Source organism: Chitinophaga polysaccharea (assembly GCF_007829335.1).
GTDB classification, from domain to species: domain Bacteria; phylum Bacteroidota; class Bacteroidia; order Chitinophagales; family Chitinophagaceae; genus Chitinophaga; species Chitinophaga polysaccharea_B.
On the sequence record NZ_VIWO01000006.1, the window covers coordinates 246123 to 271016 of the forward strand.

General features: G+C 46.0%; 24 protein-coding genes. 16 read left to right on the forward strand and 8 right to left on the reverse strand.

Annotation, left to right across the window (positions count from 1 at the left end; genetic code table 11):
• The first annotated feature begins 314 nt into the window (after positions 1-314).
• Together ahcY and FHW36_RS20325 are read left to right on the forward strand one after the other, a co-directional pair.
• A complete protein-coding gene (gene ahcY / locus FHW36_RS20320; protein ID WP_145671419.1) occupies positions 315-1643 on the forward strand; it encodes an adenosylhomocysteinase in 1329 nt (442 codons plus the stop codon).
• Between the two features lie 161 nt (positions 1644-1804).
• Positions 1805-2536, forward strand: coding sequence for a pyridoxine 5'-phosphate synthase (locus FHW36_RS20325; protein ID WP_145671420.1), 732 nt, complete (start codon positions 1805-1807; stop codon positions 2534-2536).
• Positions 2537-2682: 146 nt separating this feature from the next.
• Here the strand turns inward: FHW36_RS20325 and lon are convergent, their stop codons facing one another.
• The 4 genes from lon to FHW36_RS20345 all read right to left on the reverse strand — a co-directional run bounded on the left by lon (position 2683) and on the right by FHW36_RS20345 (position 8224).
• Positions 2683-5085, reverse strand: a complete 2403-nt coding sequence (lon, locus tag FHW36_RS20330; RefSeq protein ID WP_145671421.1) for an endopeptidase La — start codon at positions 5083-5085, stop codon at positions 2683-2685.
• A gap of 212 nt (positions 5086-5297) precedes the next feature.
• Complete coding sequence (locus FHW36_RS20335; protein ID WP_145671422.1) at positions 5298-5909, reverse strand: porin family protein; 612 nt, start codon at positions 5907-5909, stop codon at positions 5298-5300.
• Positions 5910-6021: 112 nt separating this feature from the next.
• Positions 6022-6930: a hypothetical protein gene (locus FHW36_RS20340; protein ID WP_145671423.1), complete on the reverse strand. Its 909-nt coding sequence runs from the start codon at positions 6928-6930 to the stop codon at positions 6022-6024.
• A 112-nt stretch (positions 6931-7042) separates the two neighbouring features.
• Positions 7043-8224: a metallophosphoesterase gene (locus FHW36_RS20345; protein WP_246121201.1), complete on the reverse strand. Its 1182-nt coding sequence runs from the start codon at positions 8222-8224 to the stop codon at positions 7043-7045.
• Positions 8225-8763: 539 nt separating this feature from the next.
• Between FHW36_RS20345 and FHW36_RS20350 the strand changes: the two genes are divergently transcribed.
• The 9 genes from FHW36_RS20350 to FHW36_RS20390 all read left to right on the forward strand — a co-directional run bounded on the left by FHW36_RS20350 (position 8764) and on the right by FHW36_RS20390 (position 16464).
• Positions 8764-9444: a metal-dependent hydrolase gene (locus tag FHW36_RS20350; protein ID WP_145671425.1), complete on the forward strand. Its 681-nt coding sequence runs from the start codon at positions 8764-8766 to the stop codon at positions 9442-9444.
• A gap of 67 nt (positions 9445-9511) precedes the next feature.
• Positions 9512-10333: a ParA family protein gene (locus FHW36_RS20355; protein ID WP_145671426.1), complete on the forward strand. Its 822-nt coding sequence runs from the start codon at positions 9512-9514 to the stop codon at positions 10331-10333.
• Positions 10317-11234, forward strand: coding sequence for a ParB/RepB/Spo0J family partition protein (locus FHW36_RS20360; protein ID WP_145671427.1), 918 nt, complete (start codon positions 10317-10319; stop codon positions 11232-11234). The genes FHW36_RS20355 and FHW36_RS20360 overlap by 17 nt, the downstream gene beginning before the upstream one ends.
• The gene (locus tag FHW36_RS20365) at positions 11227-11940 is read left to right on the forward strand and encodes a DUF5683 domain-containing protein (RefSeq protein WP_145671428.1); all 714 of its coding nucleotides are present in this window, start codon (positions 11227-11229) and stop codon (positions 11938-11940) included. Before FHW36_RS20360 ends, FHW36_RS20365 begins: the two co-directional genes overlap by 8 nt.
• 45 nt (positions 11941-11985) lie before the next feature.
• The gene (dapB, locus tag FHW36_RS20370; RefSeq protein WP_145671429.1) at positions 11986-12696 is read left to right on the forward strand and encodes a 4-hydroxy-tetrahydrodipicolinate reductase; all 711 of its coding nucleotides are present in this window, start codon (positions 11986-11988) and stop codon (positions 12694-12696) included.
• 121 nt (positions 12697-12817) lie between these two features.
• Positions 12818-13234 (forward strand): RrF2 family transcriptional regulator, encoded by a 417-nt coding sequence (locus FHW36_RS20375; protein ID WP_145671430.1) that lies wholly within the window; start codon positions 12818-12820, stop codon positions 13232-13234.
• Positions 13235-13499: 265 nt separating this feature from the next.
• Positions 13500-14183 carry a phosphoadenylyl-sulfate reductase gene (locus tag FHW36_RS20380; protein ID WP_145671431.1) on the forward strand — a complete coding sequence of 228 codons (684 nt, stop codon included), beginning with the start codon at positions 13500-13502 and terminating at the stop codon, positions 14181-14183.
• A gap of 48 nt (positions 14184-14231) precedes the next feature.
• The gene (cysD, locus tag FHW36_RS20385) at positions 14232-15140 is read left to right on the forward strand and encodes a sulfate adenylyltransferase subunit CysD (protein ID WP_145671432.1); all 909 of its coding nucleotides are present in this window, start codon (positions 14232-14234) and stop codon (positions 15138-15140) included.
• 76 nt (positions 15141-15216) lie between these two features.
• Entirely contained in the window at positions 15217-16464 is a 1248-nt protein-coding gene (locus FHW36_RS20390; RefSeq protein ID WP_145671433.1) for a sulfate adenylyltransferase subunit 1, read from the forward strand.
• 69 nt (positions 16465-16533) lie between these two features.
• Here the strand turns inward: FHW36_RS20390 and FHW36_RS20395 are convergent, their stop codons facing one another.
• Positions 16534-17472: an NAD-dependent epimerase/dehydratase family protein gene (locus FHW36_RS20395; protein ID WP_145671434.1), complete on the reverse strand. Its 939-nt coding sequence runs from the start codon at positions 17470-17472 to the stop codon at positions 16534-16536.
• Between the two features lie 246 nt (positions 17473-17718).
• Here FHW36_RS20395 and kdsA point away from each other — a divergent pair, with 246 nt between their 5' ends.
• Both kdsA and FHW36_RS20405 read left to right on the forward strand, forming a co-directional pair.
• On the forward strand, positions 17719-18534 hold the full coding sequence (gene kdsA / locus FHW36_RS20400; RefSeq protein WP_186452541.1) for a 3-deoxy-8-phosphooctulonate synthase: 816 nt from the start codon (positions 17719-17721) through the stop codon (positions 18532-18534).
• Between the two features lie 62 nt (positions 18535-18596).
• Positions 18597-18998, forward strand: coding sequence for a hypothetical protein (locus FHW36_RS20405; protein WP_145671436.1), 402 nt, complete (start codon positions 18597-18599; stop codon positions 18996-18998).
• Between the two features lie 175 nt (positions 18999-19173).
• On the opposite strand, the gene FHW36_RS20410 is transcribed toward FHW36_RS20405, so the two are convergent.
• Positions 19174-19395 carry a PspC domain-containing protein gene (locus FHW36_RS20410; RefSeq protein WP_145671437.1) on the reverse strand — a complete coding sequence of 74 codons (222 nt, stop codon included), beginning with the start codon at positions 19393-19395 and terminating at the stop codon, positions 19174-19176.
• Positions 19396-19728: 333 nt separating this feature from the next.
• On the opposite strand from FHW36_RS20410, the gene FHW36_RS20415 reads away from it, so the two are divergent.
• The 3 genes from FHW36_RS20415 to FHW36_RS20425 all read left to right on the forward strand — a co-directional run bounded on the left by FHW36_RS20415 (position 19729) and on the right by FHW36_RS20425 (position 23332).
• A complete protein-coding gene (locus tag FHW36_RS20415; RefSeq protein WP_145671438.1) occupies positions 19729-21999 on the forward strand; it encodes an aconitate hydratase in 2271 nt (756 codons plus the stop codon).
• Positions 22000-22108: 109 nt separating this feature from the next.
• The gene (locus FHW36_RS20420; RefSeq protein WP_145671439.1) at positions 22109-22741 is read left to right on the forward strand and encodes an HD domain-containing protein; all 633 of its coding nucleotides are present in this window, start codon (positions 22109-22111) and stop codon (positions 22739-22741) included.
• Positions 22742-22750: 9 nt separating this feature from the next.
• On the forward strand, positions 22751-23332 hold the full coding sequence (locus FHW36_RS20425; protein ID WP_145671440.1) for an LOG family protein: 582 nt from the start codon (positions 22751-22753) through the stop codon (positions 23330-23332).
• Here FHW36_RS20425 and FHW36_RS20430 read toward each other — a convergent pair.
• Complete coding sequence (locus tag FHW36_RS20430) at positions 23329-24372, reverse strand: DUF4421 domain-containing protein (RefSeq protein WP_145671441.1); 1044 nt, start codon at positions 24370-24372, stop codon at positions 23329-23331. The genes FHW36_RS20425 and FHW36_RS20430 overlap by 4 nt on opposite strands.
• 26 nt (positions 24373-24398) lie before the next feature.
• Complete coding sequence (locus FHW36_RS20435) at positions 24399-24887, reverse strand: metallophosphoesterase family protein (protein WP_145671442.1); 489 nt, start codon at positions 24885-24887, stop codon at positions 24399-24401.
• Between the last annotated feature and the right edge of the window lie 7 nt (positions 24888-24894).

A 24894-nucleotide genomic window follows, 5' to 3' on the forward strand; every position in this document is an offset into this window, starting at 1 on the left:
GCAATTTTCTATATATCTCAAATCTTTGGGTAGAGGGATATTCAAGCGCACTTAGGGCACTTTTTATGATTTCTATAATTGTTATATACCCTTCCACCTGTGGCACATTATCAAACAATTAGATATAAAATCATATATTTTAATTAGCAAATTTATAATATTATTTATATTAAATCAAATTAAATTATCAAAGGATGTTGGGGCGAAATGAGCGCAGTGGTTAACAAAAATTTAAGTTTCCCGTGACAGGAGCCAGTGTCATATCATTATGTTAAAAGTTAAAATAACCCTAGATTTGCAAAAAAGAATTCAGAATGTCAACAATAGCAAAATCAAACATTGACTTTAGCCTCGAATACAAGGTAAAAGATATGTCTCTGGCGGCCTGGGGTCGTAAAGAGATTGAACTGGCAGAAGCAGAAATGCCCGGTCTCATGTCTTTAAGAGAGGAATACGGTAGCAGCAAACCATTACAGGGAGCCCGCATCGCCGGCTGTCTGCATATGACCATCCAAACAGCTGTTTTAATTGAAACCCTGGCTCACCTCGGTGCTGAAGTGCGCTGGAGCTCCTGCAACATATTCTCCACACAGGACCACGCCGCCGCTGCTATTGCCGCTGCCGGTATCCCTGTATTTGCCTGGAAAGGCCTGAATGAAGCAGAATTTGACTGGTGCATTGAACAAACCCTGTTCTTTGGCAGCCCTGACCGTCCGCTGAATATGATTCTGGACGACGGTGGCGACCTCACCAACATGGTATTCGACAGGTATCCTGAGCTTATCCAGCATATCAAAGGATTGAGTGAAGAAACTACTACCGGCGTTCACCGCTTATACGAGCGTATGAAAGCAGGTACTTTACCAATGCCCGCCATCAACATCAATGACTCCGTTACCAAATCTAAATTTGATAACAAATACGGTTGCCGCGAATCCTGCGTAGATGCGATCCGTCGCGCTACTGATGTGATGATTGCCGGTAAAGTAGCTGTTGTAGCCGGTTTCGGAGATGTGGGTAAAGGTTCCGCTGAATCCCTGAGAGGTGCAGGTGCCCGCGTTATCGTTACTGAAATTGACCCTATCTGCGCATTACAAGCCGCTATGGAAGGTTATGAAGTAAAGAAAATGAACGACGCCGTAAAAGAAGCAGATATCATCGTTACCACTACCGGTTGCCGCGATATCATCACTGGCGAACACTTCAAACTGATGAAAGATAAATGCATCGTTTCCAATATCGGTCACTTCGATATCGAAATTGATGTAGCCTGGTTAAATAAAAACTACGGTAATACTAAGGTAGAAATCAAACCACAGGTAGATAAATATACCATCGATGGTAAAGACATTATCCTCCTGGCTGAAGGCCGCCTGGTAAACCTTGGTTGCGCTACCGGTCACCCATCTTTCGTAATGAGTAACTCTTTCACCAACCAGGTACTGGCTCAGCTGGAACTGTGGCTGCACTCAGAAAACTACAAAAACGAAGTGTACGTGCTGCCTAAACACCTGGATGAAAAAGTAGCCCGCTTACATCTCAAGAAAATCGGCGTGGAACTGGATATCCTCACTACTGCTCAATCTGAATACCTCGGTATTCCTGTAGCAGGTCCGTTCAAACCTGATTATTACAGATACTAATAGCAGAAAGCGAAAAGCATAAAACGAAAAGCTATTGTAGAGAAGAACTTAGCGAGTATTTAAAATTCGCTTTCATCATTCTCCACAATAGCTTTTCGCTTTATGCTTTATACCCTCTGCTTTTTACAGGTTGCTTACTGCTTTTTCAGTATTTTTGCAGCATGACAAAGCTGAGCGTAAACATCAACAAGTTTGCTACCCTGCGCAATGCCCGCGGTGGCAATCTTCCGGATATATTAAAAGTGGCACAAGATTGCGAACGCTTCGGTGCCGATGGCATTACCGTTCACCCCAGACCCGATGAACGTCATATTCGATACCAGGATGTGAGAGACCTGAAACCACTGGTCACTACAGAATTCAATATCGAGGGCTATCCTTCGAAAGACTTTATGGACCTGGTATTGGCTGTGAAACCACACCAGTGTACCCTGGTACCAGATCCGCCAGATGCCATCACCTCTAACACCGGCTGGGATACTATTGCACATCAATCGCAATTAAGAGAAGTAATCGGTACATTGAAAAAAGCCGGCATCCGTGTATCCATTTTCCTCAACCCGGATGTTAGTAAAGTGGAAGGCGCTAAAAGCGCAGGAGCCGACCGTATTGAACTATACACCGGCCCTTACGCCGAAGAGTATACGAACGCACGTACACAACCGCAAAACCTGCAGCTCTTCAACGATTATAAAAACACCGCTAAAGAAGCCACCGCTATTGGCCTGGATCTCAATGCAGGACATGACCTGAATCTCGATAACCTCCGCTTCTTCAAGCTCCACATTCCCCAGCTGAAAGAAGTATCTATCGGTCACGCACTCGTTGCTGACGCCCTGTATTTCGGACTGGAAAATACCATCCAACTCTACAAGCGACAACTAACAGATTAAGCATAAAAAAACAAAACCATTCCGGTTCCCCGGAATGGTTTTGTCAACCCTTAAAACAATCAACATGAGTTCATAGCGGGGTCACAACAAACCGATATGAACTATATATAATTTGCCGCCATGACTGACGGCAATGTTACGCCCCTTTACTTCTTTAATAACGCTATTTCCAGCACTTGGTTCATTTGTTTTACATAATGAAACTTCATGCCTTTGATATAAGAAGGATTTATGTCTTTGATATCCTTCTCATTTTGCCAGCAAAGAATGATTTCCCGGATACCTGCCCTTTTGGCGGCCAGAATTTTCTCCTTGAGCCCACCTACCGGTAATACCTGTCCACGCAACGTAATTTCACCACTCATGGCCAGGTACGATTTAACTTTACGGCCGGAAAATACCGACGCCAACGCTGTCAGCATCGTGATACCTGCACTCGGTCCGTCTTTAGGCACTGCCCCTTCTGGTATGTGTATATGTACACTTTTGCTTGAAAACAGCTTTGGATCCAGTTTCAGCTCCACCGCATGTGATTGCAGGTAAGTAAGTGCCGTCACAGCAGATTCTTTCATCACATTCCCCAGGTTACCTGTCAGCTTCAGATCTCCTTTTCCTTCGCTCAAGCTGCTTTCGATAAACAGGATTTCGCCTCCTACATATGTCCAGGCCAGGCCTACGGCTACTCCCGGAGGATTACCCACTTTATAGATTTCATTGGAATAACGGGGTTTGCCCAATATCCGCTGTAAATCGGCCTCTGTCAGGCTATCCGGCAACGCTTTATCCATGGCTACCTGCTTGGCCAGGTTACGCATAATGGCGGCAAACTGCCGGTCCAACTCACGTACCCCGCTCTCCCGGGTGTAATCTGAAATCAGCTGCTCTATGACCGGGTTGGTGATTTTTACTTTGATATCCTTCAGGCCATGGGCATCTTTCTGCTTAGGCAACAGGTGCCGCTTGGCTATCTCTACTTTCTCTTCTATAGAATACCCGCTCAGGTCTATAATTTCCAGCCTGTCGCGCAGCGCAGGGTGAATAGAATTGATATTATTGGCAGTGGCTATAAACAACACCTTGCTCAGGTCATACTCCAGTTCCAGGTAGTTATCGTAGAAAGTGCCGTTCTGCTCAGGATCCAGTACTTCCAGTAAGGCAGAACTAGGATCGCCCCGCATATCGTTGCCTATTTTATCAATCTCATCCAGGATCATTACCGGGTTAGATGACTTAATCTTACGGATCGACTGTACCACCCGGCCCGGCATGGCGCCGATATAGGTTTTCCGGTGACCGCGGATTTCACTTTCATCATGCAGTCCCCCTAAACTCAAACGCACATACTTGCGCCCTACCGCATTGGCAATAGAACGGCCCAGTGAGGTTTTACCAATACCTGGAGGACCTACAAAGCACAGGATAGGCGACTTCATATCCCCTTTCAACTTCAGCACAGCCAGGTATTCCAGTATACGTTCCTTGATTTTTTCCATGCCGTAATGGTCATGGTCCAGTATTTTCTTGGCCTTTTTCAGATCGTAGCTATCCGTGGTGTATTCGTTCCAGGGCAAGTCCAGCATGAGATCCAGGTGATTGTATACCACGCTGTAATCAGGCGTGCTGGGATGCATGCGCTCCAGTTTCTCAATGCCTTTGGCAAAAGCTTCGGCTGCCGCAGCAGGCCACTTCTTCTCTTCCGCCTTGCGTTTCATCTCCTTCAGTTCCCGGTCATTGGCATCTCCCCCCAATTCTTCCTTGATCGACTTCATCTGCTGCTGCAGGAAGTAATCCCGCTGCTGCTTGTCCAGGTCTGCCTTGGTTTTATTGGTAATTTTATTCTTCAGCTCTGCCAGCTGCAACTCTGTTTGCAGCAATTTCATCAGTAATTCAGCCCTCGTACGCAGGTTATTGATTTCTAATAACTGTTGCTTTTCCTTCAGGTCGGAATTGAGATTGGAAGAAACAAAGTGCACCAGGAAAGAAGGATTCTCTATATTCTTCAGTATAATGCTGGCTTCAGATGGCAGGTTGGGAGATAATTGGATAATCTGCCCTGCCAGGTCTTTGATGGAAGAAATATAGGCTTCAAATTCGGAATCATCTTCCGCCGCCTCATCGTGCAGTATATTGATTTTGGCTTTGAAGTAAGGATCTTCCGACACAATTTCATCTATCTTAAAACGCTTGCGGCCCTGGATGATAATGGTAGTACCTCCATCGGGCATTTTGATCAGCTTCACAATACGCGCTACCGTACCCACATCACTCAAATCTGCCACCGATGGGTCTTCTATCGTACTGTCCTTTTGTGCCACTACACCGATTGCTTTGTCGGTTTTGTATGCATCGTTTACCGCCTTTATAGATTTATCCCGGCCTACCGTAATTGGCAGCACAACACCCGGAAATAATACTGTATTTCGTAATGGTAATAATGCCAGTTCATCGGGAATCTTCTCATCCTCCTGTCCCTCCCCATCTTCATTCAAAGGGATAATAGGCATGAACTCCATTTCATCTTCCGAATTTCCTAAATAAAATTTGTTCATCTGTGATATTTAAAAAGACATTCTGTCAGACACTCCCACAAAAGTCTTCATTTTTTTAGATACCCCTACATTGTCAAGTTTGGTGCCAAGTGACGCTCTGGCAGACCGCTATTAGGCCACTTAACCAGCTATTAGCAAAAAAGCAGCGAAGACAAATGTGATACACATTTGTCTTCGCTGCTTTTTATGGAAAGCTATACTTTGCGGTACTTTTAGAAGCTTACCCCTACACCCAGCTGAATGCTCTGGTTTTTCCAGTTGCTGGTGTTGGTAACGCTTTCTGCATTCTTCACATCATTGAAGCCGATGATGTAGCGGGCACTTACGTTTACGATAGGCAGTTGTAACCATAAACCGGCAACACCGGAAATTTCACCACCTTTGAAAGCCTCATTGGCAGCGCCAAATACTTTCCTGTCGCTGACCATAGCACCAAACTGAGGTCCTACCTGAAGTTTCAGGCGCGGGGTACCTAAATCAATGTTAGCTAATAAAGGAATGCTAAGGTAGTTGAGGTTTACTTTTTTGCGGTTATCGGAAGTACTTACATTCTTGTAGATGTCGCTAAAGTTGTCGGTAGTTTCTGTTTTGATAGAAGAGAAAATCACCTCTCCCTGTACTCCGAATCCTTTTACCAGATTCAGTTGAGCGAAACCTCCCAAGTGGTAGCCTAATTTAAACCCATCCTGAAAACCAGTTCCGTCAAGCTTTCCAAGGTTGGCACCGCCCTTGATACCGAAGCGCAGAAACTTCGTGGTTTGGGCATTTACGGCGGTTACGGCGGTCATCGTCAGCAACGCTGCGGCGAAAAACAGTTTTTTCATAAATCTTGAATTGTTAGTAATGGTTAAAATATAGACGTCCCAGGGAAACGTTACCCCTATTTTGTAATTACAAATTCCGTAAATACAAATTCCGTGCTACTTGTTAAAAAAATCAAAAACTGTAGGCCATACGGGCAGTGAAGTAACTCATAATCCCCTGATCCACACCGGTGAAAGGCTTGAAAACAGTGAAGGCGGGAGCCAGGTTAAAGCGACCAATAAAATACGATAAATTGAGGGTAAGATCCAGGGCGCGGGGCGCAAACTCGGTATGATCTTCAAAATTCAGCTCTTTTCCCGGGTGCTTTACTATTTTACTCAGCTTGGGAGAGCGGGTGATATATTGGAATGCCTTAAGATTGCTGTAATAGTTGGCGGTGCCCATCGTGAAGTTAACGGAAGGGGTGAGCATTAATACATCCATACGGCCCAATACGCTGGAAAATATAAACGGATGCCTTACCGATACGATGGTATTGAAATCATTGCCCCGCAGGGTTTCTCTTTTGTGCATGCCTTCAGACACGTCCTTTCCCCAGCCGTAATCCAGGCTCACACCAGGTTGCAGCCACCAGCGGCGATAGTAGAAGTAAGTAAATATTTCATTCCGGATAGGTGTAGCAGGCACATCTGTGGAATCGGCAAACAGGTAGTGGGTATAGGAAATGCCAGTGAGGAAGTCTTTGTTTTTCGTATAGTCATAACCGGCAGTCAGATCCCATTCAAACCATGGCTGATGATCTGAATTGAAAAGATAATAAGCGCTAACGCTTGCGTATACACCGCTTTTATGATAATAACTCAGAGAGGGAGCTACAAATGTTTTCAAAACAATTGGCAACTCAAAGTTGGTGACCTTACTGCCGTAAGCAGGATTATTACCATACCCAACGCCCACCACCACTTCGCTCTTTTGCTGCTTCTGCAGCAATGAGTCCAGCTGTTTCTCCAGCTCTGCTAAAGTCTGTCCGGTTGCAACACGGCTACATAGCAACAGGAACGTTAAGAAGTATAGGCGCATGTTTTAAAAGTACTGACTGCAAGATAAGAGTAATTCAGTATTTAACACCCCCTATCCCGTGAATAAGGGGAATAGGGGGTTAAACAGCGCTTTTCTGTCGGCCGGCCAGCAATCAGGTCAGATCTATCACTGTAATCTCCGGCAATATGCCCACCCGTCCGGGGTATCCGAGGAAACCGAATCCACGGTTAACGTACAGGAATTGGTCGCCTTTCTTATATAATCCGGCCCACTGTTTATAAAAGTACTGCGCCGGGCTCCATTTTAAGCCAGGAATTTCCACGCCGAACTGCATACCGTGGGTATGGCCGGCGAGGGTCAGGGAAATGTCGGGATATTCCGGGCGCACCTGTGCATCCCAATGGGTGGGGTCGTGCGACATCAATATTTTAAAGGGAATATCTGCCACACCTTCGTAGGCCCGTTTCAGGTCGCCGTAGCGGGGAAAACGCTTAATGGAACTCCAGTTTTCCACCCCGAGCAGGGCTATTTTTTCACCACCGCGCTCCAGTACTACATTTTCGTTCATCATCAGTTTCCATCCCAGCTCCCCATGTAAGGCCTTCACCTGGTCCAGGTTAGCATGCTGCATAGCGCTATAGCCGTTGGGCGTTTTATCGGGCCAGGGGTAATAATCGCCGTAGTCGTGGTTGCCCAGGGTAGAATACACGCCCATAGGTGCTTTTACCTCCCTGAATACATCCATCCAATCGGCCATTTCCACGGCCCGGTCGTTGACCAGATCGCCGGTAAATAGTACCAGGTCGGGCTTTTGATCGTTGATCATCTTAATACCTTTGAGTACGGCCTCGCGGTTGGCGAAGCTGCCGGAGTGGATATCGGATATCTGTACAATACGCATGCCCCTGAAAGCGTTGGGCAGGTGCTTAAAGCCCATTTTAATCCGGTGTATGCGGTAATTGTATTTATTGGAAAACCCATATACCAGGGATGCAAAGAGGGTGCCTCCTGCAATAAGCCCCAGGCGGTTCAGGAACTGAGAGCGGGTGAGTCCGCTCACTACCCCACTGCCATCCGGCACAGCCGGTGTGCTACCAGAAAATCGGCGGATGATCCATACCACCCCTCTCCGGAGGTCGTCGATCAATAAAAACACGGATACCAGGAGCTTGGCTACCACCAGGCCCATAAAAATAGCCATGAGATAGGATTTCAGCACGGGGGGCCAGCTATGCCAGTTGATATAGGGCAACAGGGCCACCATCAGGAGGCAGCTGATTGAAATAAACCAGTAAATCGTATAGGTAATGTTCCGGACCCGTGGAGCCGACATATAGACCATGGCTCTAATGGCCTGGAAAACGTAAATATCTAACAACAGTAGAAAAAAAATCAGAATAATAGAGTTTAACCCGGGTCGCATTATGAATTTTTAATATAGTTTATAACCAGATAGCAATTTAGCGCAAGTAAACTGGTCGAAAAAGTTAAAACAGGTCTTGCAAGTATATAGACGAATAACAAGGAGAAGAATTGTATGTTTTATTTTTTTTGTTAAGTTAGGGGAAACAGTACATTTGCTGGCTGACCGGTTAACGAAGATAACTTTAATATTTTAATAATATATTAGTCATGCGGAGGCCGAAACCGGCTAAAAATTAACCCGTTAACAGAGGACGGGAGCCTGTTCTGCGAACAGTTTGTGTATAAATAAATATACTGCAGCACCCGATTTTTATGTAATCGTTGTATTTTTGTCCGATTGAGCTACTTTTAATCGTTACTTTTAGATATAAGGCGTAGATTAATTACCAGTTACGGGACGATTTATCGCCCGCCGTTGGTGGGTGGTATTATTCAAATGAATTGATTATGAAGTATACTTGTTACGGACATTCTTGTTTTGCAGTGGAAATAAAGGGAAAAAACATTCTTTTTGATCCTTTCATTACGCACAACGAGCTGGCAAAAAAAGTAGACATTCATGCCATAAAGGCGGATTATATTTTTGTGTCGCATGGGCATGAAGACCATACCGCCGACCTGATTGACCTGGCAAAGCGCACCGGGGCTACCGTGGTATCCAATTATGAAATTGTTACCTGGGCAGGTAAACAGGGGTTGACAAAGCTGCATCCCATGAATACCGGTGGTAAATGGGCTTTTGAGTTTGGTACCGTAAAATGCGTGGTAGCACAGCATTCCAGCAGTTTACCGGACGGCACTTACGGCGGCAACCCGATGGGCTTTATATTTATGACGGAAGAAGGAAATTTTTATTATTCCGGTGATACGGCGCTCACCCTGGATATGGAGCTGGTGCCATCTATTGCTACCCTGGATTTTGCTGTATTACCGATTGGTGATAATTTCACAATGGGTATTACGGATGCCATTGCAGCGGCCGAATTAATAGAATGCGACAGGATAGTGGGTGTTCATTACAATACTTTTGGCTATGTAAAAATTGATCCCGTTGAAGCAATCGGGCAATTCGGAGATGCTGGTCTGGATTTGATACTTCCTGAAATAGGAAGTACTATAGAGGTTTGAGGAGGAAGTGATCATAGCTGATTTATCCTTTATCCTATAAATAACCTTAGAATTTTTAAACAACACAATGGCTAGAATAATCGCAATCGCTAACCAGAAAGGTGGCGTAGGAAAAACTACAAGTGCAATAAACCTGGCAAGCAGCCTGGCTGTGCTGGAATTTAAAACACTGTTGGTAGATGCCGACCCGCAGGCCAACAGCACTACGGGGCTGGGTTTCGACCTGCGCAATGTGCAGCAGAGTTTGTACGACTGTATGGTGAACGATGTGCAGGCCAAAGATGTAGTACTGGAATCAGATACTCCCAACCTGAAAGTGCTGCCTTCCCATATCGACCTGGTAGGGGCAGAACTGGAGCTCATCAACCATCCCAACCGGGAACGGGTGATGAAACAGGTGATTGATAGCGTGGCATCGGACTATGATTTTGTGATTGTAGACTGCTCCCCTTCCCTGGGCCTGATCACGGTAAATGCCCTGGTGGCTTCCAACTCGGTGATTATCCCGGTACAATGCGAATTCTTTGCCCTGGAAGGTTTGGGTAAATTGCTGAATACGATAAAAATTGTACAAAGCCGCTTAAATACAGCGCTGGAAATAGAAGGCATCCTGATGACCATGTACGATGGTCGTTTGCGCCTGAGTAACCAGGTTGTGGATGAGGTAAAACAACATTTTGAAGAAAGTGTGTTTAACACCATCATTCACCGCAACACCAAACTGGGAGAGGCTCCCAGCTTTGGTAAATCTGTAATTATGTATGATGCCGCCAGCACAGGAGCTATCAACTACCTGAACCTGGCCAAGGAAATCCTGCAAAAACATAACTACACCAAAATTAAATCCAAAGACAAAATCCTAGCTATTAACGATGACCAATCCAAGTAAGAAAGAGGCGTTGGGTAAGGGCATCCGCTCTCTGCTTCAAAACATTGATACAGATCTGAAGCATACTGCCAGTACCCTGGGTGATAAGGTAGTAGCTGCTGCTACCGGTATTGAACGCATACCGCTGGATCTGATTGTAACCAATCCGAAACAGCCACGTCGCGACTTTGATGAAGTTTCTTTACAGGAGTTGAGCCAGTCTATCAAACTGCACGACATTATTCAACCTATTACGGTATCAAAGGTCAACAGTAAGAAATACCAGCTGATAGCCGGTGAAAGGCGTTTAAGAGCCAGCAAACTGGCTGGTTTGAAAGATATCCCCGCTTATGTTCGCCAGGTGAATGACCAGGAACTGCTGGAACTGGCGCTGCTGGAAAATCTCCAACGCGAAAACCTCAACGCGATTGAGGTAGGATTGAGCTACAAACGGTTAATGGAAGAATGTACCCTTACACAGGAACAGGTGGCCGACCGTATGGGCAAGGAAAGAAGTACCGTTACCAACTATATACGCCTGCTTAAACTGCCCCCGGATATCCAGGTGGCCGTACGAAATGGCCAGTTAAGCATGGGACATGCCCGTGTATTGACCGGCGTGGAAAATGTGGAAAACCAGCTTTTCCTCTACAACGAAATTCTGAAAGCCGGTTTGTCGGTACGACAAACAGAAGACCTGGCCCGCAGAATTAATCAAACCGACAAAAACCGTCAGCAGCCATCTGCTAAACTAAAGTTACCTCCTGCATTTCAGAAGATCCAGGATAAGCTTTCCTCTCATTTCTCTACCAAAGTAAAACTGGACAGGGGTAAGAGCGGCAAAGGCAGTATTTTGATTGAATTCTATTCGGACGAAGAACTGGATAGCATCCTGGAAAAAATAGATATATACGGTGGCTAACACGGCTCAACAAATACTTCATTTATCACAACGTTTTTGCTTACTGCTTTTGTTCGCCATGGTAGCGGCTTTGCCGCTTCGGGCACAACAGGATACCCTGCGCCCTATTGCCAAAACCATGGACACCCTGATCCGGCCCGTTCCTGCACCAGGTACAGACACGGTAAAAAAGGCGAATAAAGCGTTGCTGACCGATTCGTCTTACGTTCCAGACTCCAGGTTGCCCCATAGTCCGCGTAAAGCAGCCCTCTACTCGGCCGTACTGCCGGGCCTTGGGCAGGTTTATAACAGAGAATACTGGAAAGTGCCACTGGTATATGCTGCCATTGGTACCTGTACGTATTTCTTTATAGACAATATGAAGACCTACAAACTGTTCCGCGACGCTTACCGGTTGCGGGTAGATGGAAACCCCGATACCAATGATACGGGGGAAACCGTAAAATTCGATACCGAGTCGCTGAAACTCAACCGGGATCAGTTCCGGCAGTATGTAGATTATTCCGTATTATTTTTTGTACTGGCTTATGGCTTAAACATCGTAGATGCCACGGTGTTTGCGCACCTGCGTAATTTCGATATGTCTGATGACCTCAGTATGCGGATATCTCCTACATTGATTAACAACCGTACCCTGGGCATCGGTATTCATCTTTCCATTGGCAATAAAAAGTCCAAAGGAAGCCGGTATTTTGCCGGTCGCTGATCACACATGTATCAATCCATCATCTAACATACAACTATAAGGGTCATGAAAATAGCGCTCATCGGATATGGGAAAATGGGAAAGGCTATAGACGCCATTGCTACTGCGAAAGGGCATGAAATAGTACTCCGTACCAGCAGCCAGCATCCGCTGACAAAGGAACAGCTGGCAGGGGTAGATGTAGCCATTGAATTTACCGTTCCGGAAACCGCCTACCAGAATATTATCACCTGCTTTGAAGCCAATGTACCCGTAGTAAGTGGTACTACCGGCTGGCTCGATAAATTGCCGGCTATAAAAGTACTGTGTGAAGAAAAGAAACAGGCTTTTTTACATACCACCAACTTCAGCATAGGCGTCAATATCTTCTTTGAAGTCAATAAAAAGCTGGCTGAACTGATGGCACATCAGCCGCAGTATAATGTGTGGATGGAAGAAATTCACCATACCCAAAAGAAAGACGCCCCCAGCGGCACCGCGCTTTCCCTGGCTGAACAGGTAATGTCGTCGGTAACGCGCAAAACCAAGTGGGTAAATGAAGAAAGCAATCAACCCGACACCCTGTCTATCATCTCTAAAAGAATAGATCCGGCGCCGGGTACGCATATTATCAGTTACACTTCTGCCATCGATGATATTACCATTACGCATACGGCGCATTCCCGGGAAGGATTTGCTGCCGGTGCGGTAGTAGCGGCCGAATGGCTGAAGGGCAAAACCGGTGTGTTTACTATGCGGGAGGTATTGGGTTTGTAGCACCCGATCCCTGCTTTTAGCCCCCACTGGCTGCTAGCGAAAAACTGCTTATCTTTACAGGAATAATAAAAAGTGCCCGCTGCACTATTCGTTCATCCGGGAGGGATGCAAATCAGTCAGTATGTTATCAAAAAAAACACAATACGCTTTTCACGCTTTAGTACACCTGGCAGAGAATGTAGATAAGGGCCCTATCCTTATTTCTGAAATAGCCCAGGAGAAAAATATCTCTATCAAATTCCTGGAAAATATCCTGTTGGAATTGAAGAATGCCGGGATTCTCGGCAGTAAAAAAGGAAAAGGTGGTGGCTACTACCTGATGCGGCCTCCGAAGGAGATTGCATTAGCTAAGATTATTCGCTTGCTGGATGGTCCTATTGCCCTGCTTCCCTGCGTGAGCCTCAATTACTACGAGCGTTGCGAAAATTGCCGTGATGAAGCCGTTTGCGGCCTGAATGAAGTGATGGGAAAAGTAAGGGATTCCGCCCTGAAAATATTGGAAAACAAGACGTTGAAAGATATCCTGACACGGAGCTAAGCAAAAGCTTAAAGCAGAAAGCAAAAAGCTATTAAAACGAATGATATGAGCGAATATTTTAATAACTCGCTGACATCATTCGTTTTAATAGCTTTTTGCTTTCTGCTTTAAACATTCGGCTCCTCTCCCATGGCCCCTTTGCAAGAAAGAAATAATTTTTTACCCTATTAGTCTATCTTTTTTATAGGTTTTATGTATTTTTGTTACGGGAGTGACCATAATCACTCGCTGGCACTACACACATCAATTTATAAGGAAGAGCTACATGACAGACATTACCACCGCACTGGCCAACAAATCGGTGGAGGAGTCAATACAGTACCTGGTAGAGCAATACCCCGGGGCTGTGGCTTTCTCAACCTCCTTTGGTCAGGAAGACCAGGTAATAGCAGATATTATCTGGCGTAACCATTTGCCGGTTAGAGTTTTTACCCTCGACACAGGGCGCCTGTTCCAGGAAACATACGATGTAATGGACCTGACCATGGCCCGCTACAAACAGCCTGTAGAAGTATTTTATCCCGAAACAGCTGCCGTAGAAAAACTGGTAGCTGCCAAAGGGCCCAACAGCTTTTACGAATCGGTGGAAAACCGCAAGGAATGTTGTGGTGTCCGTAAAGTAGTGCCACTCAACCGTGCACTGGAAGGCGTAAAAGTGTGGATTACCGGGCTCCGGGCAGAACAGTCTGACAACCGTCAGGGCATGGAAACCCTTGAATGGGACGCACAACGCCACCTTTATAAGTACAATCCGCTGATTCATTGGGGCTACGACGAAGTACTGGCTCACCTGGAAAAGTACCATGTTCCCTACAATAAGCTGCATGATAAAGGCTTCATCAGCATTGGCTGCGCGCCCTGTACACGCGCCATCGAGCCGGGAGAACATCCGCGCGCCGGCCGTTGGTGGTGGGAACAGTCGCACAAAGAATGCGGCCTGCACGGATAAAGTGATCAAGTATAGCTTTTAGAATTCAGCATAAATCATTTATAGTCTATGACTAATCAAATCAATTGGGAATTTCCACAAGCACTGGAAGATGAAGCCATCTATATACTCCGCGAAACGGTAGCACAGTTCGAAAAGCCCGTGCTCCTGTTTTCCGGCGGAAAGGATTCTATCACCCTCGTAAGACTGGCCCAAAAGGCTTTTTATCCCGGTAAAATTCCTTTTTCCCTGCTGCACGTAGATACCGGCCACAACTTCCCTGAAACCATCGCTTTCCGCGACTGGCTGGTAAACACACTGGGACTGGATATCATTGTAAGAAATGTACAGGACAGTATTGACCAGGGAAAAGTACAGGAAGAAACCGGCAAATATGCCAGCAGAAACGCCCTGCAAACCGTTACCCTGCTGGATGCCATCGAAGAAGGCAAGTTTGATGCCTGCATCGGGGGCGCCCGCCGCGATGAAGAAAAAGCACGCGCTAAAGAAAGAATATTTTCTGTAAGAGATGAATTCGGTCAGTGGAACGCTAAAATGCAACGCCCTGAACTGTTCGACATCCTCAACGGAAAAATCAATATAGGCGAAAACGTACGAGTATTCCCGATCTCCAACTGGACTGAGCTGGATGTATGGAATTACATTGTACGTGAAAAGCTGGAAATACCATCTATCTACTTCTCTCATGAAAGAGAAATCATTGAACGCGATGGTCTTTACTGGCCTTACTCCTCCTTCCTTAATACAACTGCCGATGAGGTGCCTTTCCTCCAGAAAGTACGCTTCCGTACCGTGGGCGATATGACCTGTACCGCAGCAGTACTTTCCGAAGCAGACAAACTGGAAGATATTATTGCCGAAATCATGGAAGCTAAAATCTCTGAAAGGGGTGCGCGTATCGACGACAAACGCTCAGAAGCCGCCATGGAAAAGAGAAAGCAGGCAGGATATTTTTAATCAGTATCCTGGTATTTTCATTTAACTGAACACATTTTTTGAGCGGCAAGCCGCTGCATCTTAAAGCTAAAATATTATGGAGGTTTTACGTATAGCCACTTCCGGTAGTGTAGATGATGGTAAAAGTACTTTAATAGGCCGTTTATTATACGATACCAATTCTATTCCCCAGGATAAAATGGAGGCACTCCACGCCGCCAGCAAAAGAAAAGGACTTGATTTTACGGATCTGTCGCTGCTGACCGATGGACTGGTAGCCGAGCGTGAGCAAGGTATCACCATCGATGTGGCGCATATCTATTTTTCTACGCCTACCCGCAAATACATTATTGCAGACACCCCCGGGCATATTGAATATACCCGCAACATGGTAACAGGTGCTTCCAATGCACAGGTATCCCTGATATTGATCGACGCCCGCAAGGGAATTGTGGAGCAAACCCACCGTCACTTCTTTATTGCTAACCTGCTGCGCATCCCTTACCTGGTGGTATGTGTGAATAAAATGGACCTGGTAGATTACAGCGAAGCCCGCTTTAACCAGATCGTGGAAGATTTCCAGGTAATGCTGAGCAACGCCTCCTTCAAAGGCCAGGAAGTAAAATTCATCCCGATTTCGTCCCTGTACGGCGAAAATGTAGCCAGCCGCAACGGCACCATCAGCTGGTACCAGGGCGATACGCTGCTGGAATACCTGGAACAGGTATCGTTTGACCATGAAGATAATCAGCATCCCGCCCGCTTCCCGATTCAAAGTGTGATCCGCCCCAGAACTACCGAATACCATGATTTTCGCGGCTTTGCCGGTAAAGTGGCCAGCGGTCATTTTAATGTAGGCGATGAGGTGATATCGTTACCATCGGGACAAAAAAGCCGGATCAAAACGATTGAGCAATTTGAAAAGCAACTAACGGTAGCGCATGCACGTGAAAGCGTAGTGATTACCCTAGAAGATGAAATAGATAGCAGTCGCGGTAACATGCTGGTGAAAACCACCGAGGTACCGCCGCAACTGAAAGAAGTAAGCGCCAGTATCTGCTGGATGGATCAGCAAAAACTGACCAATGGTAAAACATATTTACTGCAGCATGGCGTTAACCGGGTGAAAGCAAAAGTACAGCAGATCCAATATATTACAGACGTTACCAACCACCTGCAGAAAGCAGATAAAACAGAAATGGGCTTGAACGATATCGGTAAAGTTGCTATCAAGACTGCTGCCCCGATATTTGCAGATGCTTATCAAAACAACCCGGCCAATGGTGCATTCATCCTCATCGATGAATTTAACAACACCACGGTAGCGGTAGGGTTTATTGACTAATCATATTCACATAAAAAAGAAGCAGCTAAGATGGGATAACTTAGCTGCTTCTTCTGTTTTACAGATATACTAAATGTTCTTCAGCATATCTTCCGTCATGCGGGCCAGATCATACTCTGGTTTCCAGCCCCAATCCTGACGGGCCAGTGTATCATCAATACTGTTTGGCCATCCGTCTGCAATTTCCTGGCGATAATCCGGCGCATAAGCCATCGTAAACCCGGGAATATGCTTTTTAATTTCTGCACCTATTTCTTTTGGTGAGAAACTCATTGCCGAAAGATTATAGGCAGAGCGCACGTTGATTTTAGCCGCATCCGCTTCCATCAGTTCAATCGTAGCCCTGATCGCATCCGGCATGTACATCATTGGGAGGTACGTGTTTTCAGAAAGGAAGCTGGTATAGTGCTGATGTTCTTTGGCTTCATGGAAAATCTCGATCGCGTAATCGGTCGTACCGCCGCCTGGCGCTGATTTATAGCTGATCAGGCCGGGGTAGCGCAAACTTCTTACATCTACGCCGAAACGGTGGTTATAGTATTCGCACCAGCGCTCACCGGCAAATTTGCTGATACCATAAATGGTAGTAGGCTCAATGATCGTGTGCTGTGGTGTGTCCTGCGCCGGAGAGTTAGGTCCGAATACTGCGATGGAACTAGGCCAGTATACTTTGTCGAGGTTTTCTTCTTTCGCAATATCCAGTACATTCAGCAGGCTTTGCATATTGATATGCCATGCCAGCAACGGATTTTTTTCACCGGTGGCCGACAGGATCGCCGCCAGCAGGTAAACCTGGGTAATATTATGGCGGATCACCAGTACATGCAGCATTTCCTTGTTCATCACATCCAGCGACACATAGGGGCCTGTTCCTTTCAGCAAATCGTGCTCTTCCCGCAGATCTGAAGCCACCACGTTGGTATCTCCATACATCTTTCTTAAGGCCAGCGTCAACTCCACGCCAATTTGTCCACAGGCGCCAATGACCAGAATCTTATCTTTCTTCATACAAAAATATAATTGTAAGCTACTTTTTAAATCGGACCGTAATATTAACAGGTTCGTCGCTATTTCCACTCACGGCGCCTCAGCGGATGACAATGTGATAACAATAAAAATACAAATGAGCAGCGCACATGGTTTTGAATTACAATACCATGACAATTACGGTAAATGCACTCCTTTCGACCCATGCCTTTGCCGGATAATGCCTATCTTTGCCCCTTCAATTAAATGACCCAATTTTTTCAAGATATGAAGCACTTAAAAGCATTATTTAAAGAGCAATACAACCCGGAGAACTTTTTCCTGATTGCTGGCCCCTGTGTAATTGAAGAGGAAGAGATCCTGATGACGGTAGCGGAAAAAGTAACGAAGATTTGTAAACGTTTACAGATCCCCTATATCTTCAAAGCTTCTTACCGTAAGGCCAACCGTACCAGCGTACATTCCTTCACCGGTATTGGCGATGTAGAAGGACTGGAGCTGTTGCAAAAAGTGGGTAAAACATTTAACGTTCCAGTTACCTCCGATATTCACTCTGCAGCGGAAGCAGCTATGGCAGCGGCTTATGTAGATGTATTACAGATACCGGCTTTCCTGTGCCGTCAAACAGACATCCTGCTGGCAGCGGCAGAAACTGGTAAGGTGGTGAATGTAAAGAAAGGGCAGTTCCTCAGCGGAGAGTCCATGAAATTTGCCGTAGAAAAAATCAAGGGCGCCGGTAATGATCATATTATCCTGACCGAGCGTGGTACTACTTTCGGTTACCAGGACCTGGTGGTTGACTACCGCAATATTCCGATTATGAAGCACCTGGGCGAGCCGGTGGTAATGGATTGTACCCACTCCCTGCAGCAGCCTAATCAAACCAGCGGTGTAACCGGCGGTAATCCGCAAATGATCAGCACCATCGCCAAAGCAGCTATTGCTACCGGCGCTGATGGCCTGTTTATAGAAACACACCCCGACCCTTCCAAAGCAAAATCTGACGGCGCCAACATGCTGCGCCTCGATCTGCTGGAAGAACTGCTGGAAAAACTGGTAGAAATCCGTAAGGTAGTGCGCTAAATAGCGCATGATGCTTTCAGCTTTTTTTCCGTAAATTCATAGCACATAAAACTCTGTTCACTATGATTAGCATTCACGAATTAAAATCAGGTGATACCGTTATCACAAACTATGGAGGCATGGAAAAAGAGGGGAAGATTTTGCAGGTAGACCATGAGGATAAGAAAGTGTTGGTAGCTACGGATGAAAATGAGTATTGGTACGACCTGGACAACCTGTTGCCAGTTCATTTGACGGAAGCTACCTTGTTGAAACTACAGTTTCACAAAGATGAAACTGCTTCGTCGCCCGCAGGCGGCAGTTTATATGTAAGAGGGCCTTTCTCAGTCAGGATGTTTGAAGATGGGCATAAACCCTTACTTCAGCTGCACTACCGGGATGAAAGCAGGAATCTGAATGCACCAATCACACTGAACGAACTTCAGAACCACTATTACGGCATGACAAATTTCCACCTGGAATAAACATAAAAACGCCGGCCTCGCAGTATTGTGAGGCCGGCGTTTTTTATTAATACATTGGCGCCGCATTGTTTAATGCGATGTGGCGTAGCATAGCGCTCCCCTCACCCCACATTTCTTCACGAGCGTATTAATGCTTGTCCACAAGCATTCCTAATAACTTTAGCTTATTTATTTATCAGAGATAGCGAAGGGGATTCCTTCTGGCATTCTGGATGTAATTTTTCATATTTACCCAGAACGCAAGGATCATATAAACAATGACGGGGGAACCCATTGTAAGGAAAGTGGCATAGATGAAAAAGAAGCGTATGCGGGATGTGGCAACTCCCAGTTTATCACCAATAGCGGTACAAACCCCGAACGCTTTCCATTCCACAAAGTCTTTAATCCGGTTCATAGTCCAAATTTATCAAATTCCGGCTGGAAAAACAAACTGAAAAAGGCTCCTTCCCTCTCTTGGTTTAGCATCCTGAATATCAGCAATTTGCCGCCGGGAGGGGTTTTGATATACCCGGATATTGCCTGGTAAGCAGGGCGCATAAATTTAATATAACACTTTTTAATAATTTTTCAACACCTGTTTTCCGTGTATAGCGGGAGTTTGGCGACAGCCTACCGGGACGGAAAGTTTATACACAGTAGGTATCTCTTAAGTATTTAATTTAAAAACTTGTTGTTTTTAGTGTAATTTTGCAACCAATTTTTAACTGCTCTTAAATTTTTTTTTATCATGGTGTTTGATATTGACATGATTAAAGGAGTGTATGCGGCATTACCGGGTAAAGTGGAAGCGACCCGGAAAATGTTAGGTCGTCCGCTCACCCTGGCCGAAAAGATTTTATACGCACACTTATCCGCACCTACTTCTACACCTTTTGAAAGAGGCAAATCCTATGTAGATTTTGCTCCAGACCGTGTAGCGATGCAAGATGCAACTGCCCAGATGGCGTTGCTCCAGTTCATGACCGCTGGTCGTGACAAAGTTGCGGTTCCGTCAACAGTACACTGTGATCACCTGATACAAGCTAAAGTAGGCGCTGTTCAAGATCTGGCGACTGCTAACGATACAAACAAAGAAGTTTACGCATTCCTTTCTTCTATCTCTGACAAATACGGTATTGGTTTCTGGAAACCAGGTGCGGGTATCATCCACCAGGTAGTACTGGAAAACTATGCATTCCCCGGCGGTATGATGATTGGTACCGACTCTCACACTCCTAATGCAGGTGGTTTGGGTATGGTGGCTATTGGTGTGGGCGGTGCCGACGCAGTAGACGTGATGGCTGGTTTGCCCTGGGAGCTGAAGATGCCAAAGCTGATCGGTGTGAAACTGACCGGTAAAATGAGTGGTTGGACTTCTGCAAAAGATATTATCCTGAAAGTAGCAGGCATCCTGACTGTAAAAGGCGGTACCGGTGCTATTGTTGAATACTTCGGTGAGGGTGCTGATTCCTTCAGCGCAACCGGTAAAGCTACCATTTGTAACATGGGTGCTGAAATCGGTGCTACCTGCTCCCTGTTCGCTTACGACCAGAAAATGGCAGACTACCTGAAACTAACCAGCAGAGCGGAAGTAGCAGCAGCAGCTGACGCAGTGAAAGAACACCTGCGTCCGGATGCTGAAATATACGCTGATCCTGCTAAATACTATGACCAGGTAATCGAAATCAACCTGGATGAACTGGAACCTTATGTAAATGGTCCTTTCACCCCGGATCTGGCATGGCCTATCTCCAAATTTGCACAGGCAGTGAAAGAAAACAACTGGCCTGAGAAACTGGAAGTAGCCCTGATCGGTTCCTGCACCAACTCTTCTTACGAAGATATCTCCCGTTCTGCATCCCTGGCTCAACAGGCCATCGACAAAGGACTGGATATGAAATCTGAATATACTATCACACCGGGTTCTGAGCTGGTGCGTTTTACCATCGAAAGAGATGGCCTGTTGAATACTTTTTCGCAGGTAGGCGGTGTGGTACTGGCTAACGCCTGCGGACCCTGCATCGGTCAATGGGCTCGTCACATCGATGATCCAAACCGTAAGAACTCAATCATCACTTCTTTCAACCGTAACTTCGCGAAAAGAAATGATGGTCTGGCTTCTACCCACGCATTCGTTGCTTCTCCTGAAATCGTAACTGCGCTGGCTATCGCTGGTGACCTTACTTTCAACCCGCTGACTGATACCCTGACCAACAAGAAAGGCGAACAGGTGAAGCTGGATGAACCTAAAGGTTTTGAACTACCGGTGAAAGGTTTTGCAGTAGAAGATGCCGGTTATCAGGCTCCTGCTGAAGATGGTAGCGGCGTTCAGGTAATTGTTTCTCCTACTTCCGATCGTTTGCAGCTGCTGGCTCCATTTGCAGCCTGGGAAGGCACTGACCTGAAAGGCCTGAAACTGCTGATCAAAGCAAAAGGTAAATGTACTACCGACCATATCTCTATGGCGGGTCCATGGTTGAAATACCGTGGTCACCTGGATAACATCTCCAACAACATGCTGATTGGTGCGGTAAACGCATTCAACGACAAAACTGATACCGTTAAGAACGAGCTGACTGGCGAATACGGTGCAGTTCCAGCTACTATGCGCGCTTACAAAGCTGCTGGTCTGGGTGCTGTTGTAGTGGGTGATGAAAACTATGGTGAAGGTTCCAGCCGCGAACACGCTGCAATGGAGCCACGTCACCTCGGCGTTCGTGCTATCCTGGTAAAATCTTTTGCCCGTATCCACGAAACCAACCTGAAAAAGCAAGGTATGCTGGGTTTGACTTTCGCTAACAAAGAAGACTACGATAAAATCCAGGAAGATGATACCATCGATATCCTGGGTCTGACTACCTTTGCTCCGGGTAAGCAACTGACTGTTGAACTGCATCATAAAGATGGCAGCACAGAGCAATTCCCGGTAAACCACACTTACAATGAACAACAGATTGAGTGGTTTAAAGCAGGTGGCGCCCTGAACGTGATCCGTGCACAGGCAGCCAAGAAAGCATAATTAACGCTTTTAACATACAACAGCGAGGCTGTATCAGTAACTGATACAGCCTCGCTTATTTTTTACGGTATTTTTTCCTTTAAATTGTGCCAGCAAAAAGCACCTGATTATGCTTACCGATAACGACTTAAAGACCCATTGGACCCAATTACACCAGCACCTGACTACAGATACGTCGCTGGTAGATTATCAATTTGAGCACCTCACGATGATGTACACCGGCGCCCAGCAGACTTATCACAATCTTGCACACATCCGTCAGCTGATATCCCTGCTGGAAACACATAAAGCGGCCATCAGCGATCCGGAAATAGTATTGTTTGCCATCTTCTTTCATGATATGGTATATAATATCCTATTTAAAGACAATGAAGAAAGAAGTGCAGAAGCAGCAGAAAAATATCTGCAACAACTGCAGTACCCGGCAGAAAAAATAACGGTGGTCAGCGAGTTTATCCTGGCTACCAAAACGCATATCAACACCCTGAACAACCAGGACCTTGATTATTTCCTGGACTTTGACCTGGCTATATTAGGTACTGCTCCGGATATTTACCAGGAATATGCCAGGCAAATCAGAACCGAATATCTCATCTATCCTGACGCGGTGTATAAACCCGGCAGAAAAAAATTATTACGGCATTTCCTTGAGGCGCCAGCCATTTATCATACGCCTGTCTTTAGGAAATTATATGAAACACGCGCCCGGCAAAATATCCAGGCGGAAATAGACACTTTATAATTGAATGATATGAAAAGTATTGTGGTTTTTTGTGGCTCCAGTGGCGGAAACAACCCGGCATACCTGCAACAGGCCACCCTGTTGGGCGCTGCCCTGGGGCAACGCCAGATCACCCTGGTATATGGCGGCGCAAAAGTAGGACTAATGGGAGCTGTGGCGGATGGCGCCCTGCAGGCAGGTGGAAAAGTGATAGGCGTGTTACCTCATTTCCTGCAACAAAAAGAACTGGCACATGGAGGTCTTACCAAACTGATACTGGTAGATACTATGCATGAGCGCAAAACAAAGATGAACGAATTATGCGACGGGGTGATTGCATTACCCGGTGGCTTTGGCACGATGGAAGAATTATTTGAAGTGCTGACCTGGGGGCAACTGGGCCTCCATAAAAAGCCTATCGGCCTGCTAAATGTAAACGGCTTTTATGATAATCTCATTGCCTTATCCCATCACATGAGCCAGCAGGGCTTCCTCAGCGCAGCTAACCGGGATATGTTGCTATGCAGCGATAACATCGATGAGCTGTTATTAAAGCTGGAACAATACCAGCCACCAGCAGGTACCAAGTGGATTACGCCGGCACGGAGCTAATTCCAAATCGGCTTCTTCAGGGTAAAGCGGCGCACCAGGCTTACCCTGAAATTGCCGGTACCAAAAGTTTGATAGGTGTGCGGAATAGACATGCCACTACGAATAGACATGCCTACATAATGTATACCGGCAAAATACCGGCTGGAATTATAACCAATAGACGCACGTACGGTATTACTGAATTGAATCCCACCTTTACGGCTTACCTCCCCATTTTCCAGGTATAGGGTGGTAATATTGCCTCCCAGGCCCGCTGTGAGCGACATTGATAAAAAGAAATGTTGTTTCAGCACAAAAGTATAGGCATACCCCGCATTGGCTGCCAATGATGAAATACCGGTTTTGTAGTAATGTTCATCCCGCAAAAAGAGGGTATCCGTCATATTGGAGGGTATCAGGGAGGAATCCCCTTTTACCCTGCCCACAAAGAATTCGCCTCCCAGCAGGAAAGAGCCGGCACTCTTTTTCTGGTATTCGTTCTGCAGGTTAGAAGCCCGGTAAGAAAAGCGTTTATCATTGAAGATGTATTGGGCATTGAGTCCTAATCCCAGATTCTTAATGTCGGGACGTTGAGGATAAGGATGCTGTTGGGCGTATTCTTTACCAAACACCCCCTGGGCGTTAGCAATATAATAGCCCTTGTATGATTGCCCGTAAAAATCTATTACCAGCTTCCGCAGGTAAATATGCGATTGCAGATCGATATATTTTGTTTCTCCGAACTTATCATTATGCCGGTTGATAAATGGCAGGTTAAATCCGAGGTTGATGCCAATAAAACGGTAGTTGGCACCAAAACCAATATTGAAAGGGGTATTGGGCCGGTACAGGATATGCTTGTTTTGCTTCCGGTCGGCAATGTCGTACTTGGTAAATTTACGGGAACCATATAAGCGGAAGGTGATATCTTCCGTATGTTCATCGATATACGAAGAATCATTGTCTGTTTTCAGCCACCGGAGAAACCTGCCCTGGGCCTGTGTTGCCACAGTCCCCGTACAAAGAGTTATCATCAGGCATAACAAAATACGATGCGTCATAAAGTTGCAGGTTAAGAGGACGATGATCAGGGCAATTCAATCACTTCCAGTTGTTGAATATTGCCGCTGTCCAGCTGAAAGCGCAATAATGTTTTCACGCTGTGCCAGCCCTGCTGGCCGCAGGCGCCCGGGTTCATGTGTAACAAATGCAGGGCCGGATCGGGCATTACTTTCAAAATATGTGAATGCCCGCAGATAAAGAGTTTCGGCGGATGCTTTTTCAAGATCTCCCTGACACCTGGGGCATATTTTCCCGGGTAGCCACCAATATGTGTCATCATCACCTCTACTTCTTCCAGGTTAAAACGTAATATTTCCGGGTAACGTATACGGATATCCGCACCGTCGATATTGCCGAAAACGGCCCTGAATGGTTTAAAGGCTTCCAGTTTATCTGCCAGCTCTACGTTGCCGATATCTCCGGCATGCCAGATTTCATCTACTTCTTCGAAGTATTTGAATACCTGTGGGTGCAGGTAACTATGGGTATCCGACATGAGTCCTATCTTTTTCAAGGGAGAT